The 24,213-nt window shown below is 68.6% G+C and carries 22 protein-coding genes, 1 tRNA gene and 1 pseudogene; 15 read left to right on the top strand and 9 right to left on the bottom strand.

All coding sequences use genetic code 11. The features are described from left to right. Positions 1–48 precede the first annotated feature (48 nt). Both AB0E90_RS48245 and AB0E90_RS48240 read left to right on the top strand, forming a co-directional pair. Complete coding sequence (locus AB0E90_RS48245) at positions 49–630, top strand: YceI family protein (RefSeq protein WP_360419919.1); 582 nt, start codon at positions 49–51, stop codon at positions 628–630. Positions 631–794: 164 nt separating this feature from the next. Then, the gene (locus AB0E90_RS48240; protein WP_360419917.1) at positions 795–2,261 is read left to right on the top strand and encodes a glutamate--cysteine ligase; all 1,467 of its coding nucleotides are present in this window, start codon (positions 795–797) and stop codon (positions 2,259–2,261) included. On the opposite strand, the gene AB0E90_RS48235 is transcribed toward AB0E90_RS48240, so the two are convergent. Beyond that, positions 2,258–3,784 (bottom strand): Hansenula MRAKII killer toxin-resistant protein 1, encoded by a 1,527-nt coding sequence (locus AB0E90_RS48235; RefSeq protein WP_360419915.1) that lies wholly within the window; start codon positions 3,782–3,784, stop codon positions 2,258–2,260. The two genes, AB0E90_RS48240 and AB0E90_RS48235, sit on opposite strands and share 4 nt — an antisense overlap. Before the next feature lie 114 nt (positions 3,785–3,898). On the opposite strand from AB0E90_RS48235, the gene AB0E90_RS48230 reads away from it, so the two are divergent. Continuing rightward, on the top strand, positions 3,899–4,708 hold the full coding sequence (locus tag AB0E90_RS48230; RefSeq protein ID WP_360419913.1) for a PASTA domain-containing protein: 810 nt from the start codon (positions 3,899–3,901) through the stop codon (positions 4,706–4,708). A 3-nt stretch (positions 4,709–4,711) separates the two neighbouring features. Here the strand turns inward: AB0E90_RS48230 and AB0E90_RS48225 are convergent, their stop codons facing one another. Next, a complete protein-coding gene (locus tag AB0E90_RS48225; protein WP_360419910.1) occupies positions 4,712–5,011 on the bottom strand; it encodes a hypothetical protein in 300 nt (99 codons plus the stop codon). A 388-nt stretch (positions 5,012–5,399) separates the two neighbouring features. Here AB0E90_RS48225 and AB0E90_RS48220 point away from each other — a divergent pair, with 388 nt between their 5' ends. The 3 genes from AB0E90_RS48220 to AB0E90_RS48210 all read left to right on the top strand — a co-directional run bounded on the left by AB0E90_RS48220 (position 5,400) and on the right by AB0E90_RS48210 (position 7,075). Then, a complete protein-coding gene (locus AB0E90_RS48220) occupies positions 5,400–6,275 on the top strand; it encodes a helix-turn-helix transcriptional regulator (RefSeq protein WP_360420008.1) in 876 nt (291 codons plus the stop codon). Continuing rightward, positions 6,245–6,469 (top strand): DUF397 domain-containing protein, encoded by a 225-nt coding sequence (locus AB0E90_RS48215; protein WP_360419908.1) that lies wholly within the window; start codon positions 6,245–6,247, stop codon positions 6,467–6,469. The genes AB0E90_RS48220 and AB0E90_RS48215 overlap by 31 nt, the downstream gene beginning before the upstream one ends. A gap of 150 nt (positions 6,470–6,619) precedes the next feature. Then, positions 6,620–7,075 (top strand): hypothetical protein, encoded by a 456-nt coding sequence (locus AB0E90_RS48210; protein WP_360419906.1) that lies wholly within the window; start codon positions 6,620–6,622, stop codon positions 7,073–7,075. Positions 7,076–7,080: 5 nt separating this feature from the next. Here AB0E90_RS48210 and AB0E90_RS48205 read toward each other — a convergent pair whose 3' ends face one another. The 3 genes from AB0E90_RS48205 to AB0E90_RS48195 all read right to left on the bottom strand — a co-directional run bounded on the left by AB0E90_RS48205 (position 7,081) and on the right by AB0E90_RS48195 (position 9,149). Beyond that, positions 7,081–7,677, bottom strand: coding sequence for a hypothetical protein (locus tag AB0E90_RS48205; RefSeq protein WP_360419904.1), 597 nt, complete (start codon positions 7,675–7,677; stop codon positions 7,081–7,083). Positions 7,678–7,783: 106 nt separating this feature from the next. Beyond that, positions 7,784–8,608 (bottom strand): WecB/TagA/CpsF family glycosyltransferase, encoded by an 825-nt coding sequence (locus AB0E90_RS48200; RefSeq protein WP_360419901.1) that lies wholly within the window; start codon positions 8,606–8,608, stop codon positions 7,784–7,786. A 458-nt stretch (positions 8,609–9,066) separates the two neighbouring features. Beyond that, positions 9,067–9,149, bottom strand: a tRNA-Leu gene (locus AB0E90_RS48195). A 194-nt stretch (positions 9,150–9,343) separates the two neighbouring features. On the opposite strand from AB0E90_RS48195, the gene AB0E90_RS48190 reads away from it, so the two are divergent. The 7 genes from AB0E90_RS48190 (at position 9,344) to pknB (ending at position 18,202) form a co-directional block, all read left to right on the top strand. Further along, positions 9,344–10,129, top strand: a complete 786-nt coding sequence (locus tag AB0E90_RS48190; protein WP_360420005.1) for a DUF3662 and FHA domain-containing protein — start codon at positions 9,344–9,346, stop codon at positions 10,127–10,129. Between the two features lie 5 nt (positions 10,130–10,134). Then, entirely contained in the window at positions 10,135–10,617 is a 483-nt protein-coding gene (locus AB0E90_RS48185; protein ID WP_360419898.1) for an FHA domain-containing protein, read from the top strand. Then, positions 10,614–12,014, top strand: coding sequence for a protein phosphatase 2C domain-containing protein (locus tag AB0E90_RS48180; RefSeq protein ID WP_360419896.1), 1,401 nt, complete (start codon positions 10,614–10,616; stop codon positions 12,012–12,014). Before AB0E90_RS48185 ends, AB0E90_RS48180 begins: the two co-directional genes overlap by 4 nt. A gap of 76 nt (positions 12,015–12,090) precedes the next feature. Continuing rightward, positions 12,091–13,551 (top strand): FtsW/RodA/SpoVE family cell cycle protein, encoded by a 1,461-nt coding sequence (locus AB0E90_RS48175; protein WP_360419894.1) that lies wholly within the window; start codon positions 12,091–12,093, stop codon positions 13,549–13,551. Continuing rightward, a complete protein-coding gene (locus AB0E90_RS48170; protein WP_360419892.1) occupies positions 13,548–15,047 on the top strand; it encodes a penicillin-binding protein 2 in 1,500 nt (499 codons plus the stop codon). Before AB0E90_RS48175 ends, AB0E90_RS48170 begins: the two co-directional genes overlap by 4 nt. Then, positions 15,048–16,373, top strand: coding sequence for a serine/threonine-protein kinase (locus tag AB0E90_RS48165; protein ID WP_360419889.1), 1,326 nt, complete (start codon positions 15,048–15,050; stop codon positions 16,371–16,373). Then, positions 16,370–18,202: a Stk1 family PASTA domain-containing Ser/Thr kinase gene (gene pknB / locus AB0E90_RS48160; RefSeq protein WP_360419886.1), complete on the top strand. Its 1,833-nt coding sequence runs from the start codon at positions 16,370–16,372 to the stop codon at positions 18,200–18,202. Before AB0E90_RS48165 ends, pknB begins: the two co-directional genes overlap by 4 nt. Here the strand turns inward: pknB and AB0E90_RS48155 are convergent. The 4 genes from AB0E90_RS48155 to AB0E90_RS48140 all read right to left on the bottom strand — a co-directional run bounded on the left by AB0E90_RS48155 (position 18,199) and on the right by AB0E90_RS48140 (position 22,775). Then, a complete protein-coding gene (locus AB0E90_RS48155; protein ID WP_360420002.1) occupies positions 18,199–18,849 on the bottom strand; it encodes an aminodeoxychorismate/anthranilate synthase component II in 651 nt (216 codons plus the stop codon). The genes pknB and AB0E90_RS48155 overlap by 4 nt on opposite strands. Before the next feature lies 1 nt (position 18,850). Beyond that, positions 18,851–19,165, bottom strand: a complete 315-nt coding sequence (locus AB0E90_RS48150; RefSeq protein WP_360419883.1) for a hypothetical protein — start codon at positions 19,163–19,165, stop codon at positions 18,851–18,853. 5 nt (positions 19,166–19,170) lie between these two features. Then, a complete protein-coding gene (locus AB0E90_RS48145) occupies positions 19,171–20,793 on the bottom strand; it encodes a class E sortase (RefSeq protein WP_360419881.1) in 1,623 nt (540 codons plus the stop codon). 1,172 nt (positions 20,794–21,965) lie between these two features. After that, a complete protein-coding gene (locus AB0E90_RS48140; protein ID WP_360419879.1) occupies positions 21,966–22,775 on the bottom strand; it encodes a DUF881 domain-containing protein in 810 nt (269 codons plus the stop codon). Positions 22,776–22,986: 211 nt separating this feature from the next. Here AB0E90_RS48140 and AB0E90_RS48135 point away from each other — a divergent pair, with 211 nt between their 5' ends. Continuing rightward, positions 22,987–23,253 (top strand): cell division protein CrgA, encoded by a 267-nt coding sequence (locus AB0E90_RS48135; RefSeq protein WP_360419877.1) that lies wholly within the window; start codon positions 22,987–22,989, stop codon positions 23,251–23,253. Between the two features lie 181 nt (positions 23,254–23,434). Then, positions 23,435–24,213: pseudogene (locus AB0E90_RS48130) on the top strand (Fe-S oxidoreductase); the annotation flags it as partial.

Below are 24,213 nucleotides of genomic sequence, written 5' to 3'. Positions count from 1 at the left end.
TGTGTCACGCAAACATCCCCGCACATGCTTCGAAAGAAGGAACAAGTCATGACCGACGCCGTCGTCAGCACTCGCCCGTTCGAGGGTCTTCAGATCCCGGTGGCGGGCACGTATGACCTGGACGCCGCGCACAAGCGGGTCGGCTTCGTGGTGCGACACCTCATGGTCAGCAAGGTTCGTGGGCAGTTTGCCGAGGCCAGCGCGACGATCACCATTGGCGAGGACCCGCTGCAGTCCTCCGTCACCGCCTCGATCACGACGCTCAGCATCGAGACCGGTCAGCCCGACCGTGACAACCACCTGCGCAGCGGCGACTTCTTCGAGGCCGAGAAGTACCCGACGATCGAGTTCCGGAGCACCGGCATCAAGTCGCACGCCGGCGCCGAGTTCGTTCTCGACGGTGAGCTCACGATCAAGGGCGTAACCAAGCCGGTCGAGCTGGTCGTCGAGTTCGAGGGCGCGACCACCAGCCCGTACGGCAAGAGCGTCTTCGGTTTCAGCGCCTCCACCGAGATCGACCGCGAGGACTGGGGCCTGACCTACAACATGGCCCTCGAGTCGGGCGGCGTCATGATCGGCAAGAAGGTCAAGATCGAGATCGAGGGCGAAGCGATCCGTCGCGACGCCTGAGATTTCTGACCGTCCATAAAAGAGCCGCCGCCCGATACCGGGAGGCGGCTCTTTTTGGTGTCTGGCGAACGCGCGCTCGGGATGGCAAGGTGGACCGAGCGCACACGTTCGTTCACAGCGCGGTGATCGAGTCCGTTTCGTGCCTGGCGGTGCCGGGAGGGTAAGTGGGCAAGGATCTCGCAACCGTCGCCTTCGCGCCCGAGGACCGGGTCAATTACCGTTACAAGGTGCGGAGCTGCATGGATGCGCTCGCGCAGATGCTCGACGCCGACGCGTTCGACGACCGGGACGGGATGACCGGGTTCGAGCTCGAGCTGAATCTGGTGAACGACGACGGCCGGCCGGCCATGCGCAACGCCGAGGTGCTCGGCTACCTCGGTGATCCGGCCTTCCAGACCGAGTTGGGGCAGTTCAACCTCGAGCTGAACGAGCCGCCGCAGCCGGTGGGCTCGCTGGGGTCCTATCAACGGGACATTCTGGACAGACTTCGCAGGGCGGCCGAACGAGCGGCGAAAGCCGACATCGGTCTCGTGATGATCGGGATGCTGCCCACCCTCACCGCTGAGCACCTGGTGCTGGCCAACCTCTCCGACAACTCGCGGTACCGCCTGCTCAACGACGAGATGGTCGGGGCCCGCGGCGAGCAGTTCCGCCTCGACATCCGCGGCGAGGAACGGTTGCTCAGCGTCAGCGACTCGATCGTGCCCGAGGCAGCCTGCACCAGTGCGCAGATCCACCTGCAGGTGGCGCCCGGTCGCTTCGCCCGATATTGGAACGCCTCGCAGGCGATCGCCGGGGCGCAGGTGGCAGTGGGGGCGAACTCGCCCTGGTTCCACGGGCGCCGGCTCTGGGCGGAGACCCGGATCGCCGTCTTCGACCAGGCCACCGACGTTCGACCGGACGAGTTGAAGGCCCAGGGGGTGCGCCCTCGGGTCTGGTTCGGCGAGCGGTGGATCACGTCGGTGTTCGACCTCTTCGAGGAGAACGTCCGCTATTTCCCGCCGCTACTCCCGATCATGGACGACGAAGACCCGCTCAAGGTCCTCACCGCCGGTGGCGTGCCGCACCTCGGCGAGTTGCGGCTGCACAACGGTACGGTCTACCGGTGGAACCGGCCGGTCTACGACGTCATGGACGGCCGGCCGCATCTGCGAGTGGAAAACCGGGTGCTGCCGTCCGGGCCGACGGTCGCTGACCTGGCGGCCAATGCCGCGTTCTACCTCGGTCTGATCCGCCAGCTCGCCGACGAGGAACGGCCGATCTGGTCGCGGCTGACGTTCGGCACCGCCGAGGACAACTTCTATCGAGGCGCCCGCGACGGCATCACGGCGATCATGCAGTGGCCGGGAATCGGTGAGATCGCGGTGACCGAGCTGGTCCGGTCGGTGCTGCTGCCGAAAGCCGGCCAGGGGCTGGACCGCTTCGGTGTCGACCCGGCCGACCGCGACCGGCTGCTCGGCATCATCGACGACCGCTGCCGGACCGGTCAGAACGGGGCGAGCTGGCAGACGGCCGTGGTCTGCGACGCCGAACGCCGCGGTCTGACCCGCGAGGCGGCTCTGCACGACATGCTCCGCCGTTACCGGGCCCATCAGGAGACCGAGGAGCCGGTGCACACCTGGCCGGTTTAGTCGTTCGAACTCGGCTTTGGGTTGATCTGGGCGATTGTCGGCACGTGCGGCGGCGGCGTGACCGTCGACTTCGTTTCCTGGCGGGCCGGGCCCTTGGCCGGTTGGGTGGCCTTCCGTCCGCGGCTGGGCCGAGCCGCGGCCGCGATCTCGGGATCGGGGGCGACGTTCGGTGCCTTCGGCGGATCGTTCACCGGGGTCGGCTTCTTGGCCTGACCAACTGGGGTGGGGGACGGCCGTCCGTCTCGCCGGGGAGCGGCCCCCGCGGCGGGTGTTGGCGCCGGTGTCTGCGCCTTCGCCGGAGGTGCGGCGGGCGCCGGTGTGGGAGCAGCAGGCTGAGACTGGGCAGGTAGCTTGGCGCGGTCGGCCCGCGCGGGTTCATCCGCGACGTTCGCGGGCAGGTCGGAGGGGTCATCGCGCCGGTCGGACCGGAGGCCGACCGCGGCCTTGCCGACGCTGCGACCACGCAGGAAAGATCGAGATTTCGTACCGACGGCCGGCTCGTCGGCGGCGTCGCGTCGGCCAGTCTGCAAGTCGGCGACGGCCGGCTCGGCGGTGACATCGCGGCTGCCGGTCTGCGAATCCGCGAAGGCCGGCTCGGTGGTGGCGTCACGTCGACTGGTCTGCGGGTCGGCGGCGACCGCGAACTCGTTGATGGCGGTTCGCCGGTCGGCCATGGACTTTGCGGCGGCGACCGTGATCGTCGAGCCGGCCAGACCGGCCAGGACGGCGTACGGGGCGATCAGGTAGGCCGATTCGAGCGGGCCCAGGTCGCCGGTCAGTCGCGGGGCCAGGACCAGGAACGATGCCGCGACCAGGAGCGGGCCGACCGCCCCGGATGTCGAGGCGCTCACGCCGAACTCGCCGCGGGCGGCAGCCGGGGCCGCGGCCAGGATGCCGATCAGGAACGCCGCACCGAGGGTGAGCAGCGCACTCGGCCAGTAGATCGTGCCGTACCGGCCGCCCGAGGTGGCCTCGGAGAACTGCCAGCTGGTCAGGTACGTCGCGGAGTCACGGTGCAGAGACAGCTCGACGACGATCGCGGTGATGGCGAGCGCCCACAACCAGACCGCGGTCGCGATCAGGTTGGCGCCGACCGGTCGGGAACGGACCGCCCAGTACGCCACCAGCACGCCGAGGACGACCCCGATCAACGCGTAGGCAGCGGCGATCGCCTGGGGGGTGTGCGCTTCCAGCCGTACCGCATCCCGGGCCGGAAGCGCGATCAGCGCGACGGCCACCAGGGCCCCGACCCCCGCCGAGATCGCGAAGATCGCGGCCAGCGGCCCGCGGGGCCGGTCGGAGTCACCCGCTCGGCTCGCGATGACCGCGCCGAATACCGTGGCGCTCGCGGTGATCCACGTGGCCCAGCCGAGACTGCCGAGCCACACGCTCGAGTCGGGGGTCGTGGCCACCGGCCAGACGACGACGCCCAGGCCGTAGCCCAGACCAAGTTGCGCGGCTCCGGTGCCGGCGGCGACTCCGGCCGCCGTGGCAATCCGTGCTGTCCAGCCCTTGTCGGCCATGCGGGGCACTGTAGCGGTCACCACCTATACCTGCGAATCCATCGGTCCGGGTGCTATGTGCAGCAAGATTGAGTACGTTGACCCGTGCGGGTGACGCGGACGCGGAGGAGCGACATGTCCGACGAGAGCGATGAGACGCGGAGCTTCTCGCCCTTCGATGAGACAGCGGCCGACGGTCGTCCGGCCCGGAAGCCGGAGCTGGACGAGACCCTGCCGGCCGGCGAAGCGATCGAGGCCGACGCCGCGGCCCAGCCGGACGCCACCAAGATGGCTCCGCGCGCCGACGCGACCTCGGTGATGCCCGCGGCCGACGACGACTGGGCGGCCAACCGGGCCAAGCCCGTCTGGGCCGGGCGCGCCGAGGTGCGGGCGCCGCAGCCGGGTCGCTCGTCCTACGACACCGACTGGCAGACCGGGCCGACGCCCGGGCCGGAACAGCGGGATCGCTGGTGGATGCCGATCGTGGTCGGCATCGTCGTGCTGATCCTGCTGGGCCTGCTCGCCTGGGGTGTCTACCTGATCGTGCAGAACTCGGGCAAGGACAGCACGCCGGCGACCAGCGCACCCGCGACGACGGCCGCCACGACCGTGCCGACCAGTGCCGCGACGACCACGCCGTCCAGCGTGCCGACGACGACCACACCCTCCGCGGAACCGCAGACCACTGAGCCGACGACGACCGAGGTTCTGGTGCCGGCGCTGCTCGGTCTGACGCTCGACGACGCGCGGGACGCGTTGAACCAGACCGGTTTGCGTTACCGAGTGTTATATCGCAACAGCACGGCGCCACAGGGGACCGTGATCGACAGTGATCCGGCGGAGGGGCAGGAGGTCCCACCGGACACCAGGGTCACGATTGTGGTCTCGGGAACAGACCCGTCGAGCTCGCCGACGTCGGCCGGGTCGGCGAGCGCCGGCAACTAGCGGTCAGCGATTGGTCCGCACACCGCGAACCGGGATCGTGCCGGACACCATGCCGGGCTGACGACCGTTGCGGGCACGCGGGTCGGGCGCCTTGCCGACCGCACGCAGGCCGTTGACCTGCACAAAGATTGAGCGGCGTTCCACCGCGTCGCCAGCTGTGTTGAGCTCGTAGCCGTCAAGCCAGATCCAGCCCTCGTACGTCGGCCAGTCGTGGACCCGGATGACCCGGAAGAGCATGGGCGCCGCGAATTGGACGCTAGCTGCCTTCGTCACGTGTATGACATCACCGGACCGAGGAAGCACCGTCATCTCCTGCCCTGAAACTTTGGTCGCGGGGTGAACCTTGACACAGAAGCACTTAGTGTGCCGGGCCAAAACACCAATGCAAGCATCTGACAATGCCAATCGCCAAAGCGTTGCAGAACGTTACCTTCGCCGTTGTCAACCCTCGTCCTAAAGTGGATCAGTCCACGTCGGATGGTGGGTCACTCGGGCGCCCCGTAATCGGCACCGTTTCGGTGTCCTGAGCCAGATGGACCACATCACTCGATGGTGCGGCGTGATGCGGGCCATACCGAAAAGATTGCACCACGAGTGGGGCCGATGCAAGTTGCATGTCAGCCATCCGTGATTGTTGGTCTTCGTCACGCTCATCTTGGACGATTCAGTGATCGACATAGAGACTGAACCTGTGAATCACCACCGGAGTCCCACTATTCGCCGCCGCCGGCTCGGGGTCGAACTGCGCCGGCACCGTGAGGCGGCGGGCGTGACGATCGACGTCGTGGCCGATCGCCTCGGCTGCTCAACGTCCAAAGTATCCAGAATTGAGACAGGTCATACCAGCGCAACGCCGGGCGATGTTTCGAACATATTGGACATTTACGGCGTAGACGACTCCATCAAGGCGGAATTGGTCCAGATAGCCAGGGAGGCTCGCCAGAAGGGATGGTGGCATCCCTATTCCACGGTCCTGACCGGCGCATATGTGGGGCTCGAGACGGCCGCAAGATCTATTCGGGCGTTCGAGCAACAAGTCGTCCCGGGGATTCTGCAGAGCGAAGAGTATGCAATTGCCCTAATTCGGGGTGCTCAACAGGATTACACCGATCAGGAATTAGAGCAACGAGTGCGTGTCCGGATGGAACGTCAAGCGTTATTGATTCAGGACGATCCGATTGATCTTCGGGTGGTGCTGGATGAAGCGGTACTGAGCAGACCGGTCGGCGGTGATGCGGTCATGCGCGGCCAACTCACCAAATTGATCGAGGCCGCGCGCTTGCCGAACGTCACGTTGCAGATCTTGCCGTTCGCGGCAGGCGCCCATGCCGGCATGGACGGCACGTTCGTGATCCTCGAGTTCGAGGAGGAAGGAGACGCCGATGTGGTGTTCATCGACAACGCGACCGGCGGACTCTTTCTGGAGAAGTCCGAGGAGCTGCGCAAGTACATCTCGATCTTCGACACCGTCCGGGCGGCCGCGCTCTCCGCGGACGCGTCCCTCGAGTGGATTGAAATGCTGGTAGAGGAGCCATTGTGGAAGTCGAAGCGAAGGGGTTCCGGCTAGATCTGAGCCGGGCACAGTGGTTCAAGAGCACGCGCAGTGGTCCCAACTCCGACAACTGCGTCGAGGTCGCCTTCATCGACGAGGCCATCGCGGTCCGGGACTCGAAGAACCCGCACGGAGCGGCACTGATCTTCACCGCCGCCGAGTGGGACGCGTTCGTAGGTGGTGCCAAGGACGGCGAGTTCGACCTCTGACCTCGCAAAACACTGGATTTCGGCCGGTTGTCCCGCGGCCCGCGGGCCGACCGGCCGTAGTCATTTCTGGACTCGCCTCGTTGAACGGCACAAGCGCGGACCGGTCCGCGCCGACGGCCGGGTCATCACCGAGCGAGGCAAGGCAGACACATGACTATAGGTTCGGAAAATCTAAGCAACGGCAGCGGTACGGCGCAGGACCGGTTCAGCGGTGGGGTGAGCGCATACCGGCAGAATCGGCGCGACACTGGACTGGGTTCCGACACCGGCGAAACCGAGCTGATGTCCCGGTCGAGCAACTCCGGGCTGCCCACCCGCTCGCCGGGCCGATCGCACAGCATCGAACCCACCAGCGCCCTCGATCGCGCGGCGATGCTGCCGTCGCTGGACCTGCAGGGCCTGACCGAGCCGGTCTTCCCGTCGTCGGGCTGGCCGGACTCGAGCTCCGGCTCCTCCTCGATGGCCGACCACCCGCTGCTGCGTGGCCTGCTCCTGGAGCTGCCGGCTCGCGGCACGCTGCCCCCGTCGGACTGGCTGGACCGATGGTTCGAGGCGGCGCGATCCATTCTGGAACTGCTCTACGTGCAGGAAGCCAAGAAGAACTGACGAGATCAGCGTGAGCTGAGCGGCGCGCGGGGGCGGCCGCGATCGATCGGGGCCAGGGCCAGCAGGCTGAGCCGGCTGTGCCGCACGGCCGCCCGCACCCCGATCACCAGCACTGCTATGCCGACGATCGTGGTCGCCAGGCCGGCCACATTGGAGGTCGGCACCTCCACCAGCCGCGCTGCGATCGGCACGCCGATCATCGCGGCCAGGCCCGTCACCTGCATCGGGACGAGAATCAGCGGGTGTGCCGCGGCCGCTCGCAGGCCCGGTGGCAGGGGCGTATGCGGCGCGGTGGCGAAAGCCCCCGCACCGCGCCGCACCTGCCCGAGCCGCCGCACCCCCACGGTCAGCACGACCAGACCCGGAATGGCCGCCAGCAGAGCCGCGGTCGGCGCTGTCTGTTCCCCCGGCCGGATCCAGCTGACGGTCGGAACCGCCACGAACACCGCCGCTCCACCTATTACCAGCGCGCTGAGCCATCCGGCGCGCCGGCGCAGCTCGGCCGCGGTGCGGGAATTCGGCAGCCCGTCCGCGACCAGCCCGGCCGCGGTCCAAGCCACGGCGAGCGCCCCCACCAGCACGAGATCAGTGACGATGTCCACATCGACAGCCTTCACCCGGTGGTGACCGGCCGAAACCGGGTTATCACCGGAGCTGCCCCGTAGGGGAACCACAGAGGACCTGACCGCGACCCTTAGGGAACCGGGGTCAGACGGCGAAACTCTCCACCGGATCGGTGGTGGGGGCCGGCGGGGTCGCCTTCCAGAGGCCGAGCTTCTGGGCGAACAGCCGTGACAGGTACGCCGGGTTGAGCAGGATGTAACGCTTCCACAGGCGCTTGGGCTCCAGGCCCAGGCGCCACAGCCATTCCAGCGCGTACTTCTGCATCCAGGCGGGCGGGTTCTTCAGCAGGCCGGCGTGGTAGTCGAAGGCGGCGCCGACCGCGAGCAGCGGCATGTCGAGCAGGGGCCGCATCGCGTAGGTGAAGACCTCCTGGCGGGGGCAGCCCAGGCCGACCAGGACGACGCGGGCGCCGGAGGCCTTGATCCGTTCGGCGATCTCGGCCGGCTCACCCGGCGACGACTTGCGGAACTTGGACGGCTCGACGCCGGCGATCTTCAGCGCGGGGAACATCTGCTCCAGCGCCGGGACCAGTTTGGCGAGCGTGGGCTCGGTCGACCCGTACAGATAAACCGGCATGCCCTCGGCTGCGGCCTGCTCGACGACCTTGAGCGTCAGCGTGGGCCCGTAGACCCGGTCGGTGAGCCCGGCATCGTGCAAGAGGTTCAACGCCCACCGGACCGGCTGGCCGTCCGGGGTCACCAGATCAAACGAGTTGAGCCGGGCGTTGTGAGCTTTGTCCTGCACGCCGGTCATCACGCCATGGACGGCCAGCGCGGTGACGGCAAAGCCCTGGCGATCTCGGGCGGCCTGCATGATGCGCTCGGTGGCATCGGCATAGTCGGTGACGTCGACGAGGACTCCGAGGACGTTTCGCTTTCCCTGGCCAACCCCGTTACGAGCAACGGTCACGACACGACTCTCCAGGATCCGACAGCATGAAGCCAGCCGCGAGCCTACCTCGCGGCGGCAATTTCACCCGTTAGGCGACGCCCCGTCGTACCCCAAGACCGCGAAACCAAATCGTGATCAAGAAGCCCAGCCACCAAACCACGTGACAAGTCCCACCCGATACCCAAGCAAGAAGGAACGAGCGAGATCAAACCGCAACCAAACCCGGAAGCGCAACCAAACGCAAGCACAACCGCCGCGCAGAGCGTAACCACCGCGGGATGCGTGACCGACACGCGGAGCGTAACCACCGCGGGATGCGTGACCGACACGCGGAGCGTGACCACGGGGGATGCGTGACCGACACGCGCAGGGTGACCATCGCAACGCGGGGTTTCCGGGGGCTCGGCCCCCGGAGCAGATATGACGAGAGGCCTCGGGTTCGCGCTTTCCGCGAACACAGAGCCCCTGGCGTCTCGTGGGGATGGGGGGAGTTGAACCCCCACGTCCTTTCGGACACACGGACCTGAACCGTGCGCGTCTGCCATTCCGCCACATCCCCGTGGCAAAAGCTGGCTGGTAGGCCAACTTTTCGTTACTGCGTGCGACAGACTACGCTGTCGCAAGTCACCAAGCGAGTTGTTATCGCCCGCGGCGCCAGGGAAGACTAGCACGGCGTCGACGGGGGTCATACGAGGGTCAGAAGTGCCGGCTGCGCTTTCGCTGCAGATGCGGAAGCGGCGGCCGGATACCATCATGTCCTCGGAAGCCGAGGAGGAGCCGGTGAGCGTGCTGCAGCGCTTTGAAAAGCGATTGGAAGGCCTGGTCGAGGGGGCCTTCGCCAAGGTGTTCAAGGGTGTCGTGCACCCAGTGGAGATTCTGAATGCCATGCAGCGGGAGGCTGAGGCTCACAAGGCCATCCTCGCCGGTGGCCGCACTTTGGTCCCGAACCGCTACGTGATCGACCTCTCGCCCTACGACCACAGCCGGCTGGCGCCTTACGCAGCCGCGCTCGCGCAGGAACTTGCGCAGTCACAGGCGGAGTTCATCGGTGAGCAGGCATGGACGGTCTACGGCGATGTGATCGTCGAGATCGAGCGGGGCGAGGGCCTGGACACCGGGATGTTCCGGGTGACCGCTGAGGTCTACACGGGCGGCGAAGTCGCCCCGGTGCAGCAGCCGGCGTACGACGCCGGCCCGCAGTACCCGCCTTACGACCAGCAACAGGGTGGTTACCAGCAGCACGGTGGGCCGAACGGCCGCAGCGTGGGGCTGGTCTCCGGTGACGGTCGCACCTACCCGCTTCAGATGGGCTCGACCGTGATCGGCCGGGGTGATCAGGCGAACCTTCGCCTGCCCGACGTCGGCATCTCACGGCGGCACGCCCGGCTGGACTACGACGGCAACCAGGTGGTTCTGACCGACCTGGGTTCGACGAACGGCACGATGGTGAATGGCCAGCGGGTTTCCGCCGTGGCGCTCAACCCGGGCGACATGATCCAGCTGGGCACCACCACGCTGACGTTCCGAGTGGACGGCTAGGCACCTTGCCAGAATTCGTCCTCACCGTCGCCCGGTTCGGGTTCCTCATCCTTCTGTGGATCTTCGTGTTCACGGTGGTCGGGGTCATCCGGCGGGATCTCTTCGCGGGGGTCCGGTCCAAGAGCATCGTCGCCAGCCCTCGGGGAGTGGGTGGCGCGATGCCGGCGGGCCGGCCGGCGAAGGTGAAGCGCGGTAAGGCCGCACGGCAACTTGTGGTGACTGCCGGCAACCTGGCCGGCACGCGCATCACGCTGGGTGATATTCCCATCACCATTGGTCGGGCTGAGGATTCGACTCTCGTCATCACTGACGATTTCGCCTCGGCTCGGCACGCCCGGCTTGTGCCGCGGGACGGACAGTGGTTTGTTGAGGACCTTGGCTCGACGAACGGCACCTATCTCGATCGCGGTAAGGTCTCCGGACCTACTCCCGTCCCCCTTGGCGTACCGATTCGTATCGGTCGCACATCTCTTGAGTTACGGCCATGACCCTGACCCTGCGCTATGCCGCTCAGAGCGACCGCGGTCTGATCCGAGACCTGAACCAGGACTCCCTCTACGCCGGGCCGCGGCTTCTTGCTGTCGCCGACGGGATGGGCGGCATGGCCGCCGGCGACGTGGCCTCCAACATCGTCATCGCTGCGATGGCGCCACTCGACGAGGATGTGCCCGGTGACGCGCTGGTGGATGCCCTCCGCCATGCCGTCGGCCAGGCCAACCAGCATCTACGCGACACGGTCGACGCGAATCCCCAGCTGGAGGGGATGGGCACGACGCTGACCGCGGTCCTTTTCTCGGGCAGCAAGTTCGGCATGGTGCACATCGGTGACAGCCGTGCCTATCTGCTGCGCAAGGGCGAGTTCGCCCAGATCACCAAGGACGACACCTACGTCCAGATGTTGGTGGACGAGGGCCGGGTCAGCCCCGAGGAGGCGAGCAGCCACCCGCAGCGGTCGCTGCTCACCCGGGCGCTGGACGGGCGCGACATCGACCCGGAGTACTCGGTTCGCCAGGTGCTTGCCGGTGACCGCTACCTGATCTGCAGCGACGGCCTGTCCGGCGTCGTCAGCGCGGACACCATCGGGCAGGCGATGCGAGAGATCGCCGACCCGCAGGCGTGCGTCGAGCGGTTGGTGCAGCTGGCGCTGCGCGGCGGTGGGCCCGACAACATCACCGTGGTGATCGCCGACGCTTCCGACGGCGACATCATCGAGCAGGCGCCGATCGTGGGTGGCGCGGCCTCCCTCGACCGGGGCAACACCACGGTGGCGGACAGCTCGACGGCGGCAGCCCGGGCGGCCGCGCTGAAGTCGCCGCGCCCGGCACAGCCGGAACCGGCCGAGCCGACGAACTACGACGGCCGCGAGCCGGGGCCGAAACGGCACCCGGTGCGCACCGGCGTGCTCGTGGTGGTGCTGCTCGCGGTGCTGGGCGGCGGCCTGTGGCTGGGCTACCGGTACACCCAGGACCAGTACTACGTGGGCTCGACCGAGGCCGGTCAGCTCGCGATCTTCCGGGGTGTCCCGGGTCAGATCGCCGGGCTCGACCTGTCCAGCGTCAACGAGACCAGTCCGGCTCGGCTCGAGGACCTGACCTCGGTCGCGCAGGAGCGGGTCAAGCAGGGCATTCACGCACAGGATCGGTCCGACGCGGTGGAGACTCTCGCCGAGCTCACCGACGAGGACCCGACCAATCCCAACCTGAAGCCGCTCTGCTCCACCGCCAGCACCGCGCCGTCCACCGGCGCCACCACGGCGCCGGCCGGCACTGTGCCGTCCTCGGCGCCCGCCGTGACCGCGCCCAGTGTGGCCACCACACCGTCCGCTCAGGTCACTGAGAGCGTCCCGCCGGTTGACGATCCGGTCGGGTGCCGGACCGTCAACTGACCATCCGCTCGACACGTCTGGGGATGTCTTGACCGCGCCCGCAGTACCGGCTCCAACGCCCGCCTCCACGGGCGAGATGGCCCGTATCCCGGGAATGAAGACCCAGCGCAACGCGGAGCTCGGCCTGCTGGCCTTCGTGATGGTGCTGGTGGCGGCGTACGGCGCCACCGTCGAGGCGAACCGGATCGGCGAGATCACGCCGACGTTCTGGGTGCCGGCCGCGCTGCTCAGCGTGCTGTTCCTGGGGCTCCACTTCGTGGTCCGGTTCACCGCGCCGTACGCGGATCCGGTCTTGATTCCGGCCGTTGCCCTGATCAACGGGCTGGGTGTGGGCTTCCTGCGCCGGCTCGACATCGGTGATGCGCTCTCCGACAAGCTGCCGGTTCCCGGGATCTTCGCGGGCATCGGCGGCCGCCAGTTGGCCTGGACGCTCGGCTCGCTCGTTCTCGCCGCGGTCCTGCTCCTGGTGGTCCGCGACCACAAGGTGGTCTCGCGGTACGCGTACACCTTGGGCCTGGTCGGCATTGTGCTGGTGATGATTCCGGCGGTGTTGCCGGCCAGCCTGTCCGAGGTCAACGGGGCCAAGCTGTGGATCAAGCTGGGTGGGTTCTCGATCCAGCCCGGTGAGTTCGCGAAGCTCGCCCTGGTGTCGTTCTTCGCCTACTACCTGGTGCGCAAGCGCGAGGTGCTCTCGCTGGCCAGCAAGCGGTTCCTCGGCATCGACTTCCCGCGCGGCCGCGACCTCGGCCCGGTCGTCACGGTCTGGCTGCTCAGCCTCCTGGTCCTGGTCTTCGAGAAGGACCTCGGAACCGCCCTGTTGTATTTCGGCCTGTTTATCGTGACGCTCTACGTCGCCACCGAGCGGGCCAGTTGGCTGATCATCGGCCTGGTGCTCTTCTTCGGCGGCGTCTACCTGGCCTACCTGCTGGGCGCCTCAGTGGGCGGGCCGTTCGCGAACTTCTACGACCGGGCCCAGGTCTGGCTCGACCCGTTCGCCCTCACCAACTACGAGCGCAACGGCGGCAGCTATCAGCTGGTGCAGAGCCTGCTGTCGCTGGGCACAGGTGGCCTGTTCGGCTCGGGACCGGGGGCCGGCTCGCCGCGCTTCGTGCCCGAGGTGCAGACCGACTTCATCTTCGCCGGCATGGGTGAGGAGATCGGGCTGTTCGGCCTGGCCGCGCTGCTCGTGGTCTACCTGCTGATCGTCGAGCGCGGCATGAGGTCGGCCCTGGCGGTGCGCGACTCGTTCGGCAAGCTGGTCGCCGGCGGTCTCGCGTTCACGCTGGGCTTGCAGGTCTTCGTCATTCTTGGTGGCATCACCGGCCTCATTCCGCTCACCGGCCAGACCACCCCGTTCCTGTCCGCGGGCGGTTCCTCACTCATGGCGAACTGGCTGCTCATCGCGATGCTGCTGCGCATCTCGAACGCGGCGCGAGGCCCGGCCGCCAGCAGCGGTGGCTCGGACCGCCCCGGTCCCGGACCGAAGAAAGCCCCCACTCAGCTGCACGGCGCCATGACGGAGGTGATCCAGCCGTGAATGCACCCCTGCGACGGGCCGGCGTGGTGATCCTCGTCCTGTTCGGCCTGCTGTTCGCGAACCTGAACTGGGTTCAGGCATACAAGGCGGACGACTATCGCACCAACGACTTCAACCGCCGGGTGGTCGTCGCGCAGTACGAACGCCCGCGCGGCATCATCGAGGTCGGCGGCAAGGGCCTGGCTGAGAACAAGGTCACCGAGGACGCCCTGAAGTACCTGCGGGTCTACCCGAAGAAGGAGATCTACGCGCCCGTTCTCGGCTATCGCCCGGTCAGTCTGGGCGCCACCGGGATCGAGAGCAGCGAGAACGACTTCCTCTCCGGGGAGAGCGACAAGCTGTTCGCCGACCGGGTCAAGGACATGTTCACCGGCAACAACACCGGCGGCGGCAACATCGTGCTGTCGTTGAAGTCGGCGGCGCAGGAGACGGCGTACAAGGAACTGCTCAACAACGAGCGGGGCGTCAAGAAGGGCGCCGCGGTCGCGATCGACCCGCGCACCGGCGCCGTCCAGGCGATGGTGTCGATCCCCACCTACGACCCGAACCCGCTGGTCAGCCACGACGAGAAGGCGGCCGCGGCGGCGTACAACAAGCTGCTCAAGGACGACGACCAGCCGCTGCTCAACCGGGCCACGCAGGAGACGCTGCCGCCCGGCTCGACGATGAAGGTGATCATCTCGGCGGCGGCCCTCACCAGCGGCCAGTACACCCAGGAGACGGAGATCCCGGCCGGCAGCACCTACAAGGAGAGCGGCGCGGTCATCCACAACGCCGAGGACGAGGTCTGCCCGGGCAGCCAGGTCACCTTGAAGGAAGCGCTGACCGAGAGCTGCAACACCGGTTTCGCGAAGCTGGGCGTCACGCTGGGCAAAGACAAGGTCGTCGGAATGGCGAAGGCGTTCGGCTTCGAGGACGACAAGCTGACCGTCGGCAACCTCGGTGGCGGCGGCCTGCCGGTCGCGGCCAGCCGCACCGGTGACATCGCCAACCCGGACGGCAGCGTCGACAAAGGCGCGCTGGCCCAGTCGTCGATCGGCCAGCGCGACGTGCGGATGACCGCCATGCAGGGCGCCCTGATGGCCGCCACGGTGGCCAACGGCGGCAAGCAGATGCGCCCCTACCTGGTCGAGAAGGAACTCAGCCCGGACCGCCGGACGATCTACACGGTCAGCCCGACGGTCGCCCGCACGCCGATCACCGACACCGTCGCCGGTGACCTCAAGGACATGATGGTCAGCGTCGTCGAGAACGGCACCGGCACCAAGGCCAAGATCAAGGGCTACACGGTCGGCGGCAAGACCGGTACGGCGCAGAACGCGGTCGGCGCCGACCCGCACGGCTGGTTCATCGGCTTCGCCTACAACGACAAGGGTGAGCCGGTCTCCGCGGTCTGCGTCATGCTGGAGAACGTGCCCGGTGGCCATGCCAGCGCCGAGGCTGCCCGGATCTCCGGGCTCATCATGAAGGCCGCGGCCGGAGGGGGAGGGGACTGAATGATCAGCCCTGGGGTGACCCTCGGCGGCCGCTACCGCCTCGACGAGCGCATCGCCGGCGGTGGGATGGGCGACGTGTGGCGCGGCACCGACGAGGTGCTGGGCCGGACGGTCGCTGTCAAGATCCTGCTCCCGGCCCTGCTGGACGAGCCCGGCTTCGCCGAGCGCTTCCGCGGCGAGGCCCGCACCATGGCCACGATCAACCACCCCGGGGTTGTCGACGTCTACGACTACGGCAGTGACCAGCAGCTCGCGTTCCTGGTCATGGAGTACGTCGAAGGCGACGCCCTGTCCCGCACCTTGAGCCGGGTCGGCCGGCTCACCCCGGCCCGCACCATGGCGCTGGTCGCCCAGGCCGCCGACGCGCTGCAGGCCGCGCACGCGAACGGCATCGTGCACCGCGACGTGAAGCCCGGCAACCTGCTGGTGCGTCCGAACGGCACGCTGGTGCTCACCGACTTCGGCATCGCCCGGTCCGCCCTGGTCGGCCAGCTCACGGTGGCCGGCTCGGTGCTCGGCACCGCGTCGTACATCTCGCCGGAGCAGGCCTCCGGCGACGTCGCGACGGCCGCCTCCGATGTCTATGCGCTGGGTGTCGTCGCGTATCAGTGCCTTTCCGGCCACCGGCCGTTCGACGGCTCCACGCCGATCGAGATCGCCATGAAGCACGTCCGGGAGACGCCGCGGCCGCTGCCCGCCGACATCCCGCCGACGGTTCGCGCCATCGTGGACCGCGCCCTGGCCAAGGACCCGGCCGCCCGCTGGCCGTCCGCCTCGGCGATGGCCGCGGTCGCCCGGCAGGCCGCGTCGGCGCTGGCCGGCACCGCACAGCAGCCGGTCGGTCAGTCCGCCCGTGCGGCCGCCCCGGCCAGCCCCGCGCCGTTCCCGGGTTCACCGGTCTCCGGCAGCGCCCGTCCGCCGTACCCTCCGGTGCCGCGGCCCACCTCGGGCGCGCGCGGCGCGGCCTCCGTACCCTCCGGTCCGCCGGTGCAGCAGCCGCAGCCATACCGCCCGCCGTACGCCGCGCCCCGCCCGGCTCCGGCGCAGCCGATGCCGATGACGAAGCCGGAGAGTTCCGCCGGCCGCCAGGTGCTGATCGTCCTCGCCGTCGTTCTCGCACTTCTGGTTCTGTTGTGCGCCGGCGTGATCTCGTTCCTCTACAACCAGAGCAAGCAGAACACGTCGACTGGCCGACTGACCCCGGTGTCTGTCGCCCAGATGGGCACCGCCGACAGTGAACCGCAGGCGGCGTCGTACCGTCTAACCAGACAGGCGGGCGACAAACCCGGCTGGACCCTCGCTAACGAAGGACGACAGACGTTATGACGGCGCAGGCCCGCCTGCTCGGTGGCAGATACCAGGTCGGCGAGCTATTGGGCTACGGCGGCATGGCCGAGGTGCACCGCGGACGTGACCTCCGGCTGGGTCGCGACGTGGCCATCAAATCGCTGCGCTCCGACCTGGCTCGGGATGCGACGTTCCAGGAGCGGTTCCGGCGCGAGGCCCAAAACTCGGCGGCACTCAATCACCCGGCGATCGTTGCCGTCTACGACACCGGCGAGGAGATCTCCTCGACCGGCGAAAAACTGCCGTTCATCGTCATGGAGTTCGTCAACGGCCACACCCTGAAGGAAGTTCTCGCTCAGGAGCAGCGGCTGCCGACGCGCCGGGCGCTCGAGACCATCGCGGACATCTGCGCGGCCCTCGAGTTCAGCCACCGGCACGGGATCATCCACCGGGACATCAAGCCCGGCAACGTGATGATCACGCAGAACGGCCAGGTCAAGGTCATGGACTTCGGCATCGCGCGGGCCCTGGCCAGCGGCGCGACCACCATGACGCAGACCAGCGCGGTCATCGGCACGGCGCAATATCTTTCGCCCGAGCAGGCACGCGGCGAGTCGGTCGACGCCCGATCCGATGTGTACGCGGCGGGTTGCGTCCTGTTCGAGCTCCTCGTCGGGCACCCGCCGTTCGTCGGCGACAGCCCGGTCAGCGTGGCCTACCAGCACGTCCGGGAAGACCCGAAGGCGCCCAGCGACATCAACCCCGACGTGCCACGTGACGTCGACGCGATCGTCCTGAAGGCCCTCGCCAAGAACCCGCTGAACCGTTACCAGAGCGCCCAGGAGATGCGCGCCGACGCGCTGCGTGCCGTCTCCGGCCGCCCGGTGCTGGCCACCCCGGTGATGACCGAGGCCGAGACGATCGCGATGCAGGGTCACCCGACCCGGCAGTGGCAGCCGCAGGGCGCCACCACCATGCAGCGCCCGGTCGGCGGCCCGCCGCGGCCGCCGGAGCGGAAGTCCTCGTCGTGGGTGATGGCCGCGCTGGCCGCCCTCGGTGTGCTGGTGGTGGTCGTGCTCGGGGTCGCGCTGGCGATGTCGCGCAACGACGACAAGACCGGCGACAACCAGCAGCAGCAGGTCGCCACGCACCCGATGCCCAAGCTGGTCGGCCTGACCGACGAGGACGCGCGAAAGGCGCTCGCCGCGGTCAACCTGACCAAGATCGAGACTCAGTCGCCGAGCACCAGTCCGGACTGTGACGGCACGGTTCTCAACCAGGATCCGAAGGCGGGCTCGACGGTCCGTGAGGACGCGACGGTCAGCTACCAGATCTGTCAGAAGCCGGACCAGGTCACCGTGCCGAGCAACCTCGTCGGCAACTCGAAGCAGAACGCCCAGGACGCGCTGACCAAGCTCGGCCTGCAGGTGACCTTCAAGTCGGTCAGTAGCGCGGCGCCACTGGACCAGGTGACCAGTGTCACGCACTCCGGCGAGAGCGTCGACCCGGGCACCAAGATCACGGTCAGCGTCTCGAAGGCCAACCAGATCAAAATGCCGCCGGTCACCGGTAAGTCGGAGGATGCCGCCCGGGCCGTCCTCGATCAGGTCGGCGGCTTCAATGTCAGCACGAACACCGTCGTCTCGAACGATCCGAACGCGGTCGTGGGCCAGGTCATCGACCAGAACCCGAAGGCGAACGCCACCGTCGAGAAGGGCGACAAGGTCGTCCTCACGGTGGTCGGCGAGGTCTCGACCGACCCGTCGAGCGATCCGTCCACCGATCCGTCGACGCCGGGCAACGGCGGCGGCACCGGTGGTGGAGACGTGATCGGCGGCGCCCTCGCGACCATCCGCGAGGACTCTTAGGCAGTCGCGAAAGCCGCTCGCCGCCGGGTTTCGACCTCGGCGGCCAGCGGCGGCGCTTTCTCCAGCGCCGACGGCAGGCCGCAGGTGGCCAGCCAGTTCGCCAGCATGGTGTGGCCGCCCTCGGTCAGCACCGATTCCGGGTGGAACTGCACACCCTCGATCGGCAGCGTGCGGTGGCGCATCGCCATCACCACGCCCGACTCGGTGCGGCCGGTCACCTCGATCTCGTCCGGCAGGGTCTCCGGGAGCACCGCGAGAGAGTGGTATCGGGTCGCGGTGAACGGCTCGGGCAGCCCGGCCAGCACACCGGCGCCGCTGTGGTGCACTTCGGACGTCTTGCCGTGCAGCAGCTCCGGGGCGCGGGTCACGGTGGCGCCGAAGGCCGCGCCGATCGCCTGATGACCCAGACAGACCCCGAACATCGGGACCTTTCCGGCGTACGCCGTGATTGTCTCCATCATGATGCCGGCGCGTTCCGGCGTGCCCGGCCCCGGTGAGAGCAGGATGCCGGCGGCGCCGAAGGTGCCGACGTCGGCGACGGAGATCTCGTCGTTGCGCCGCACCTCGCACTCGGCGCCGAGCTGGCCGAGGTACTGCACGATGTTGAAGACGAAAGAGTCGTAGTTGTCGATCACGAGGATGCGCACGTCAGTCACCGGGGAGAACGACCTTCGTCTTCGAGGGGGAGGCGGAGCCCGAGGGGTGCGGGGCATTGGATTCGGTGCTGTACGGGATCTCGTCGGGGCCGTCGTTGCTGGTCGACGAGATGACGTTCGGGTCCTCCTGCGCCGGGCCCTGTTCGGTGCCCGAGCCCACCTGCACGTCGTCGAACGGCAGCAACGGGGTGGCCCAGGGGAAGACCACGTACCAGAGCAGGGCGGTGGTCGCGAGCGCCAGGCCGATCGAGCCGGTCAGCTTGCCCCAGATGCCGAACGGGAGTTTGCGCCAGATCCAGGCGTACATCGTGTCTACGCCTTCATCTCGGCCGGCATGCCGGCGTCGGCCAGGGACTGGTTGCGCGGCACCTTGGAGGCCAGCTCGGCGTGCACGATGAGGCGCTGGTAGTTGTTGAACTTCGGATTGCACGTGGTCAGCGTGAGCAGCGCCTTGGTCGGCTTCGCTTCCGGTTTGTCGGGCACGGCCGCGACCACCTCGACGGCACTCGGCTTCACGACCTCGTGGCCGTAGACCTTGTAGACGTACCAGTAATTCTTGGTCTCGACGCCGATCACGTCACCGGGCTTCAACTCGTCGAGCCGCCAGAAGATCTTCCGGATGCGGTGTCCGGCGACCGAGAAGTTGCCGACCTGGCCGGGCAGCGCGGTCTCCGGGTAGTGGCCGGGCGCGTACTTGATGTCCTGCGGCCGGACACCGTCGACGACGACCCACTCCTTGTCGAGCTTCGGGATGTAGAGGCGGCCGACCAGGCCGTTGCCGGGAGCGGCCGGCGCTTTGGCCGCCGACGCGGTCGGTGCCACGGTCGGGTCGCTCCACTGCTGGTCGAGCTCGTCGCCCAGCGCGTTCTGCTCGTCCTGCACCTTGGCCGAGTTGCCGAACACCTCGTAGCCCGCGAACAGCAGGATGATCAGACCGAACGTGATCATCATTTCGCCGGAGAACCGGACGCCGGTCCGGATCCGCGAGCCGACGGTCGGCCGGGTCATCTCGGAATAGACGCTCTTGTAACCCTCGCCGGTCTGCTCGGGACGCAGCTTCACCACCCGCTCGCCGCGTTTCGGCTTCACGTCCTCGCCCCCGTCGAACGGCTCCGGCTGCCTCTCGGGGCCACCGGGGCGCACCGGTGGGGCCGCGGCCGCGCCGAGTGCGGCGTTCGGGTCGGCGCCGGCCTTCGCGGCCTTCGCCGCAAGTCCGGGCACCGCGGCCAGGAGAGCGGTGGGTTCTTTCACCGCCGGCGGCGGGGTGGTCACTCTGGGTTTGACTGCTGGGAGTACGCCGGTGGGCGCGCTGTCGGTCCGAAGGATGGCGGTCTGACTCGGGTCGAGCGACTGCCCATCATGGGGTACGGCGTCAGGCCGCGACCGGGATGCACCGAAGCCGTGGCCGTCCTGGCGGGGCGTCGTTCCGTCCGGACGGGGTGGCACGGAGCCAGACCCGTTCTGGCGAGGGTGCAGGGAGCCGTGCTCGTCCTGGCGAGGTGGCGCGAAGTTCTGGCCGGCGGCCGGGTCGCCGGGGAACGCGGGCTGCCGACCTGCCGGGGCGGCCGCGAAGGGGCTGTTCGGGAAGGCACTGCGAGCCGCGGGGCTTCCAGGGAACCCATCGCCGGGCGGCCCGGGCATCGAGCCGGTGCTGCCGAAGAGATCCGGGTTAACCGGGTGCGGGTAGGTCGGCTGCTCGCTCGCGTAACCACCGCCCCGGCCGGAATGCGCCGCGGGGAAGGTTTCGGCAGGCTGAGGCGCGCGCAGCGGATGGCCGGCGCCGTGCCCGTTCAGGCCTTGGCCGTTTGCGCCCGGCCCGTTCAAGCCCAGGCCGTTTGGACCCTGCCCGTTCAGGTCGGCGTAGCCGCTGGTGCGGGCCTCGTCGCGCCGGCCCGGATAGCCGTTCGCCTCAACGCCCGGGACGTGTCCGTTCACCGGGGCCTCGCGGCGTGCCGGCTCCCTGGGCGCGAAGGCGGCGGCCGAGCGAGACGGCTCGCCGGCGGGACCCGGCAGGTTCGCAAAATCCGATCCTGCGCCTGCCTGGCTCACAAAGGTTGCCCCGGCGGCAGCTGGGCCCGCAAAGGGCGAGCTCGCGGCGCGGGGATTCGTTGAGGCCGGGCCGACTGCGGTCGGGCTCGCGAAGCCCGGACCTCCGGTGGCCGGGTTCGCGAAGGGCGAGTTCGCGGGGCCCGGGTTCGCCGAGGCCGGGTCTTGGGCCGCGGGGCCTGCCACGGCTGGTTTGGCGAAGGCCTGGCCTGGGGCAGCCGGGCTCGCGTGCGCCGAGTTCGTGGCGGTCGGGCTTGCGACGGTCGGGCTTGCGGCGGTCGGGCTTGCGGCGGCGGGGCTTGCGACGGCTGGGCTTGCGGCGGCGGGGCTTGCGGCGGCGGGGCTTGCGGCGGCGGGGCTTGCGGCGGCTGGGTCGGTGGCGGCTGCGAAGAAGTCGAATGCGTTGCCGCTCGGTGTGGCGGGTGGCGGCTCGGGACTCCGGGTGCGGGCTGCCGCCGCGGCGGCGTGCACGTCGTCGGCGCGGTTCGGGCCGGGTGCCGCGGCGGGAGCAGACGGGGTGATGAACGGACCCCTGGAAGGTGCGGCCGGCCGGGTCGTCCGTGGAGGCTGACTCGCAAAATTCGGCGAATCAGTCGATCGTGACTGTCCGGCGGGGAGGGTCGAAGCTGCTGGCGCCGGTGAGGCCGGCCGGGCGAAGGCGGCGATGCGTCGCTCGGCCTCCGCGTCGGTGCCGATCACGGCGGTCTCGTCAGCCGGAGGAATCACGGCCGGCGGCGGTACGGACGGCGAGGACGGCGGTGGCGCTGCGGCCATCGCGGCCGGCGGCGTCGACGCAGGCGGCGGCGTGCGTGGAGCGGCCGGTGGGGGTGCGGGCGAGGCTGACGCCGGCGGGGCCGATGCGGGCAGGCCGGACGCGGGCAAAGCAGGTGGGGCTGACGCGGGTGGGGCCGGGGAGCCGCCCAGGCCGACCGGAGGCGCCAGCGGGCCGCCGGGGACGCCGTCGGAGGACGCGTCGGTGATGCGTGGGATGTAAGCCGTCTGGGCCTCGCTGTCAGGCGCGCGATGGCGGCCAGAGTTGGCGGCCGGATTTTCCGGAGCCATCACTCAGCCACCCGCGCGGATCGGAGATCACTCGATCCGTCGTACGCCCGCACAGTCACGTTCCTCTCGACGGTTTCCGTATAGCCCAGGCCGAAATCGGCCACGGCGTCCCGGAATTGCTGGACTCCCTCCGCGGATTCCAACGCTCGACGCATACCTGTGGGTTCGCCGATCGCTGTGATCTTGAATGGTGGAGAGAAGACCTGGCCGTGTAGCAGCAGCGTGTTGCCGACACAGCGTACCGCGCTGGTGGAGATGACGCGGACATCCATGATCGACATTGCCTCGGCCCCACCAGCCCACATGGCGTTCACGACTGCCTGAACATCACCCTGGTGGACGACAAGATCGTCGTTGTCGGGGGCGTCCGCGCCGATGTCGGCGGCGCGTCGCGGCGAGTCGTTCAGAGTGACCGTGAGGCCGGGGCCCTTCAGCGCGGTGAAGCCGGCTTCCGCGCGCAACGCGTCGGCCCGCTCGCGGGCCTCCTTGACCGGAAGGTTGGTCTCGGCGAGCCGGGCCGAGTCGGCGTCGACCTCGGCGCGCAGCTTGGCGGCGGTTTTCGCCCGGGCAGCCAGGCGGGTGCGCTTGTCGGCGATCAGCTGAGCCAGCTGCGGCCGCCGGTCGTCGCGCAACTGGGTGCCGTCGGCCGTGCGGGCGGAAGTGGTGAAGAGGAGGCCGGCGGCCAGCGCGATCAGCGGCACCACGACCGACCAGCCGCGGGTGCGCTGGGTGCGCCGGCGGGGTCGCAGGCCGCCCAGGGCGCGTCGCAACACCAGCCGCCATGAGGGCGCGCCGGTCGTGTATTCCACGTCCCCATCCCTTCCGAAAAAGCGAGTTACGAAAGGCATCAGCCTCCCGAAATACCGCGCTAAGTATTTTTGTCGCCTGGCGGGTGCCGGTCTGCGTGCCGCCTTGACTACGCTAGCTGTCGAACAGTATTCGCCACGGGCAGCAATCGGGGACATCCCGAGCCGCTCAGCGGTGGGTTGTTCACCACTTGTTGCCCTTCAGGAGAGCACCGTGCCGAAGTCTCAGGTTCGCAAGAAGAAGGTCTACACCCCGCCTACGGACATCCGTCCAGCAGCGGCGGCCGCGGCCAGCAGGAAGCCGAGTCCAGTCTGGCTGCCGATCACCGCGGTCGCGCTGATCGTGGTCGGCATTGCCTGGCTGGTCGTCTACTACCTGTCCTCGCAGCGCTGGCCGGTGGAGTCGTGGTCGTACTGGAACCTTGCGGTCGGCTTCGGCTGCATGGTCGCGTCGCTGGGCATCCTGTCTCGCTGGCGTTAGGCCCCGGTGCCCGCTTTGGTGTGGGTAGTGTGATCTTCGTCCGAATTGAGCGCATCCCGCGCTATGCGCGGGGTGCGCTTTTCGCCTACGCGCGACCAGGCGCCACTTGACCCACGGCGCGCGGCCGTCTATTACTCGTGGGTAACATGGGCCGACGGGCGGCCGATCGAGGAGGCACAACGTGGGGATAGCGCAGATCATCGCTACCGTCCTGGCGGGCGCCGTCACGATCACGGCTGTCGTGCTCGCCGTGCGGGCGGTCCTGACAATCACCGCGGTGATCCGGCAGGGACAGCCGGCTCCGGAGCGCTTCACCGACAAAGGCACCCGCACCCGGAAGATGCTGACCGAGACGCTTGGTCACACCCGGATGCTCAAGTGGAGCACGATCGGCGCGGCCCACTGGCTCGTGATGGTCTCCTTCATGATCCTGTTCCTGCTGGTCGTGGAGGCGTACTTCGAGGTCGTCGACCCCGAGGGCGGGCTGCCGATCGTCGGGCACTGGCTGGTCTACGGCTTCGTCACCGAGTGGATCGGCATCCTCGGTCTGCTTGGCATCCTCTACCTGATTTACGTGCGGCAGCGGACCATCCGTGCGAAGCGGAGCAGGTTCCTCGGATCGACCATGTGGCAGGCGTACTTCGTCGAGGCCGTCATCCTCGGCGTACTCGTCTGCGGGTTCCTGATCCGGGGTTTCAAGGTCGCCAACGACACGTTCGAGTTCCCGGCGTGGGCGACCCCGCTCAGTCACGCGGTGGGAAGCGCGCTGCCCGAGGCGCATGACGGCCCGACGTGGGTGGCACTGGTCAAGCTGTTCATCTCGATGGGCTGGCTGATCACGATCGGGCTCAACCCGACGATGGGCGTGGCCTGGCACCGGTTCCTGGCGTTCTTCAACATCTTCTTCAAGCGCAGCCCGGAGAAGCCGGCCGGTTCCGGTCTGGGCGCGCTGAAGCCGAT

Source organism: Actinoplanes sp. NPDC026619, assembly GCF_040638295.1.
Classification (GTDB): Bacteria; Actinomycetota; Actinomycetes; order Mycobacteriales; family Micromonosporaceae; genus Actinoplanes.
The sequence above is the reverse complement of the archived record's forward strand: the minus strand, read 5'-3'. Positions and strand labels throughout refer to the sequence as shown.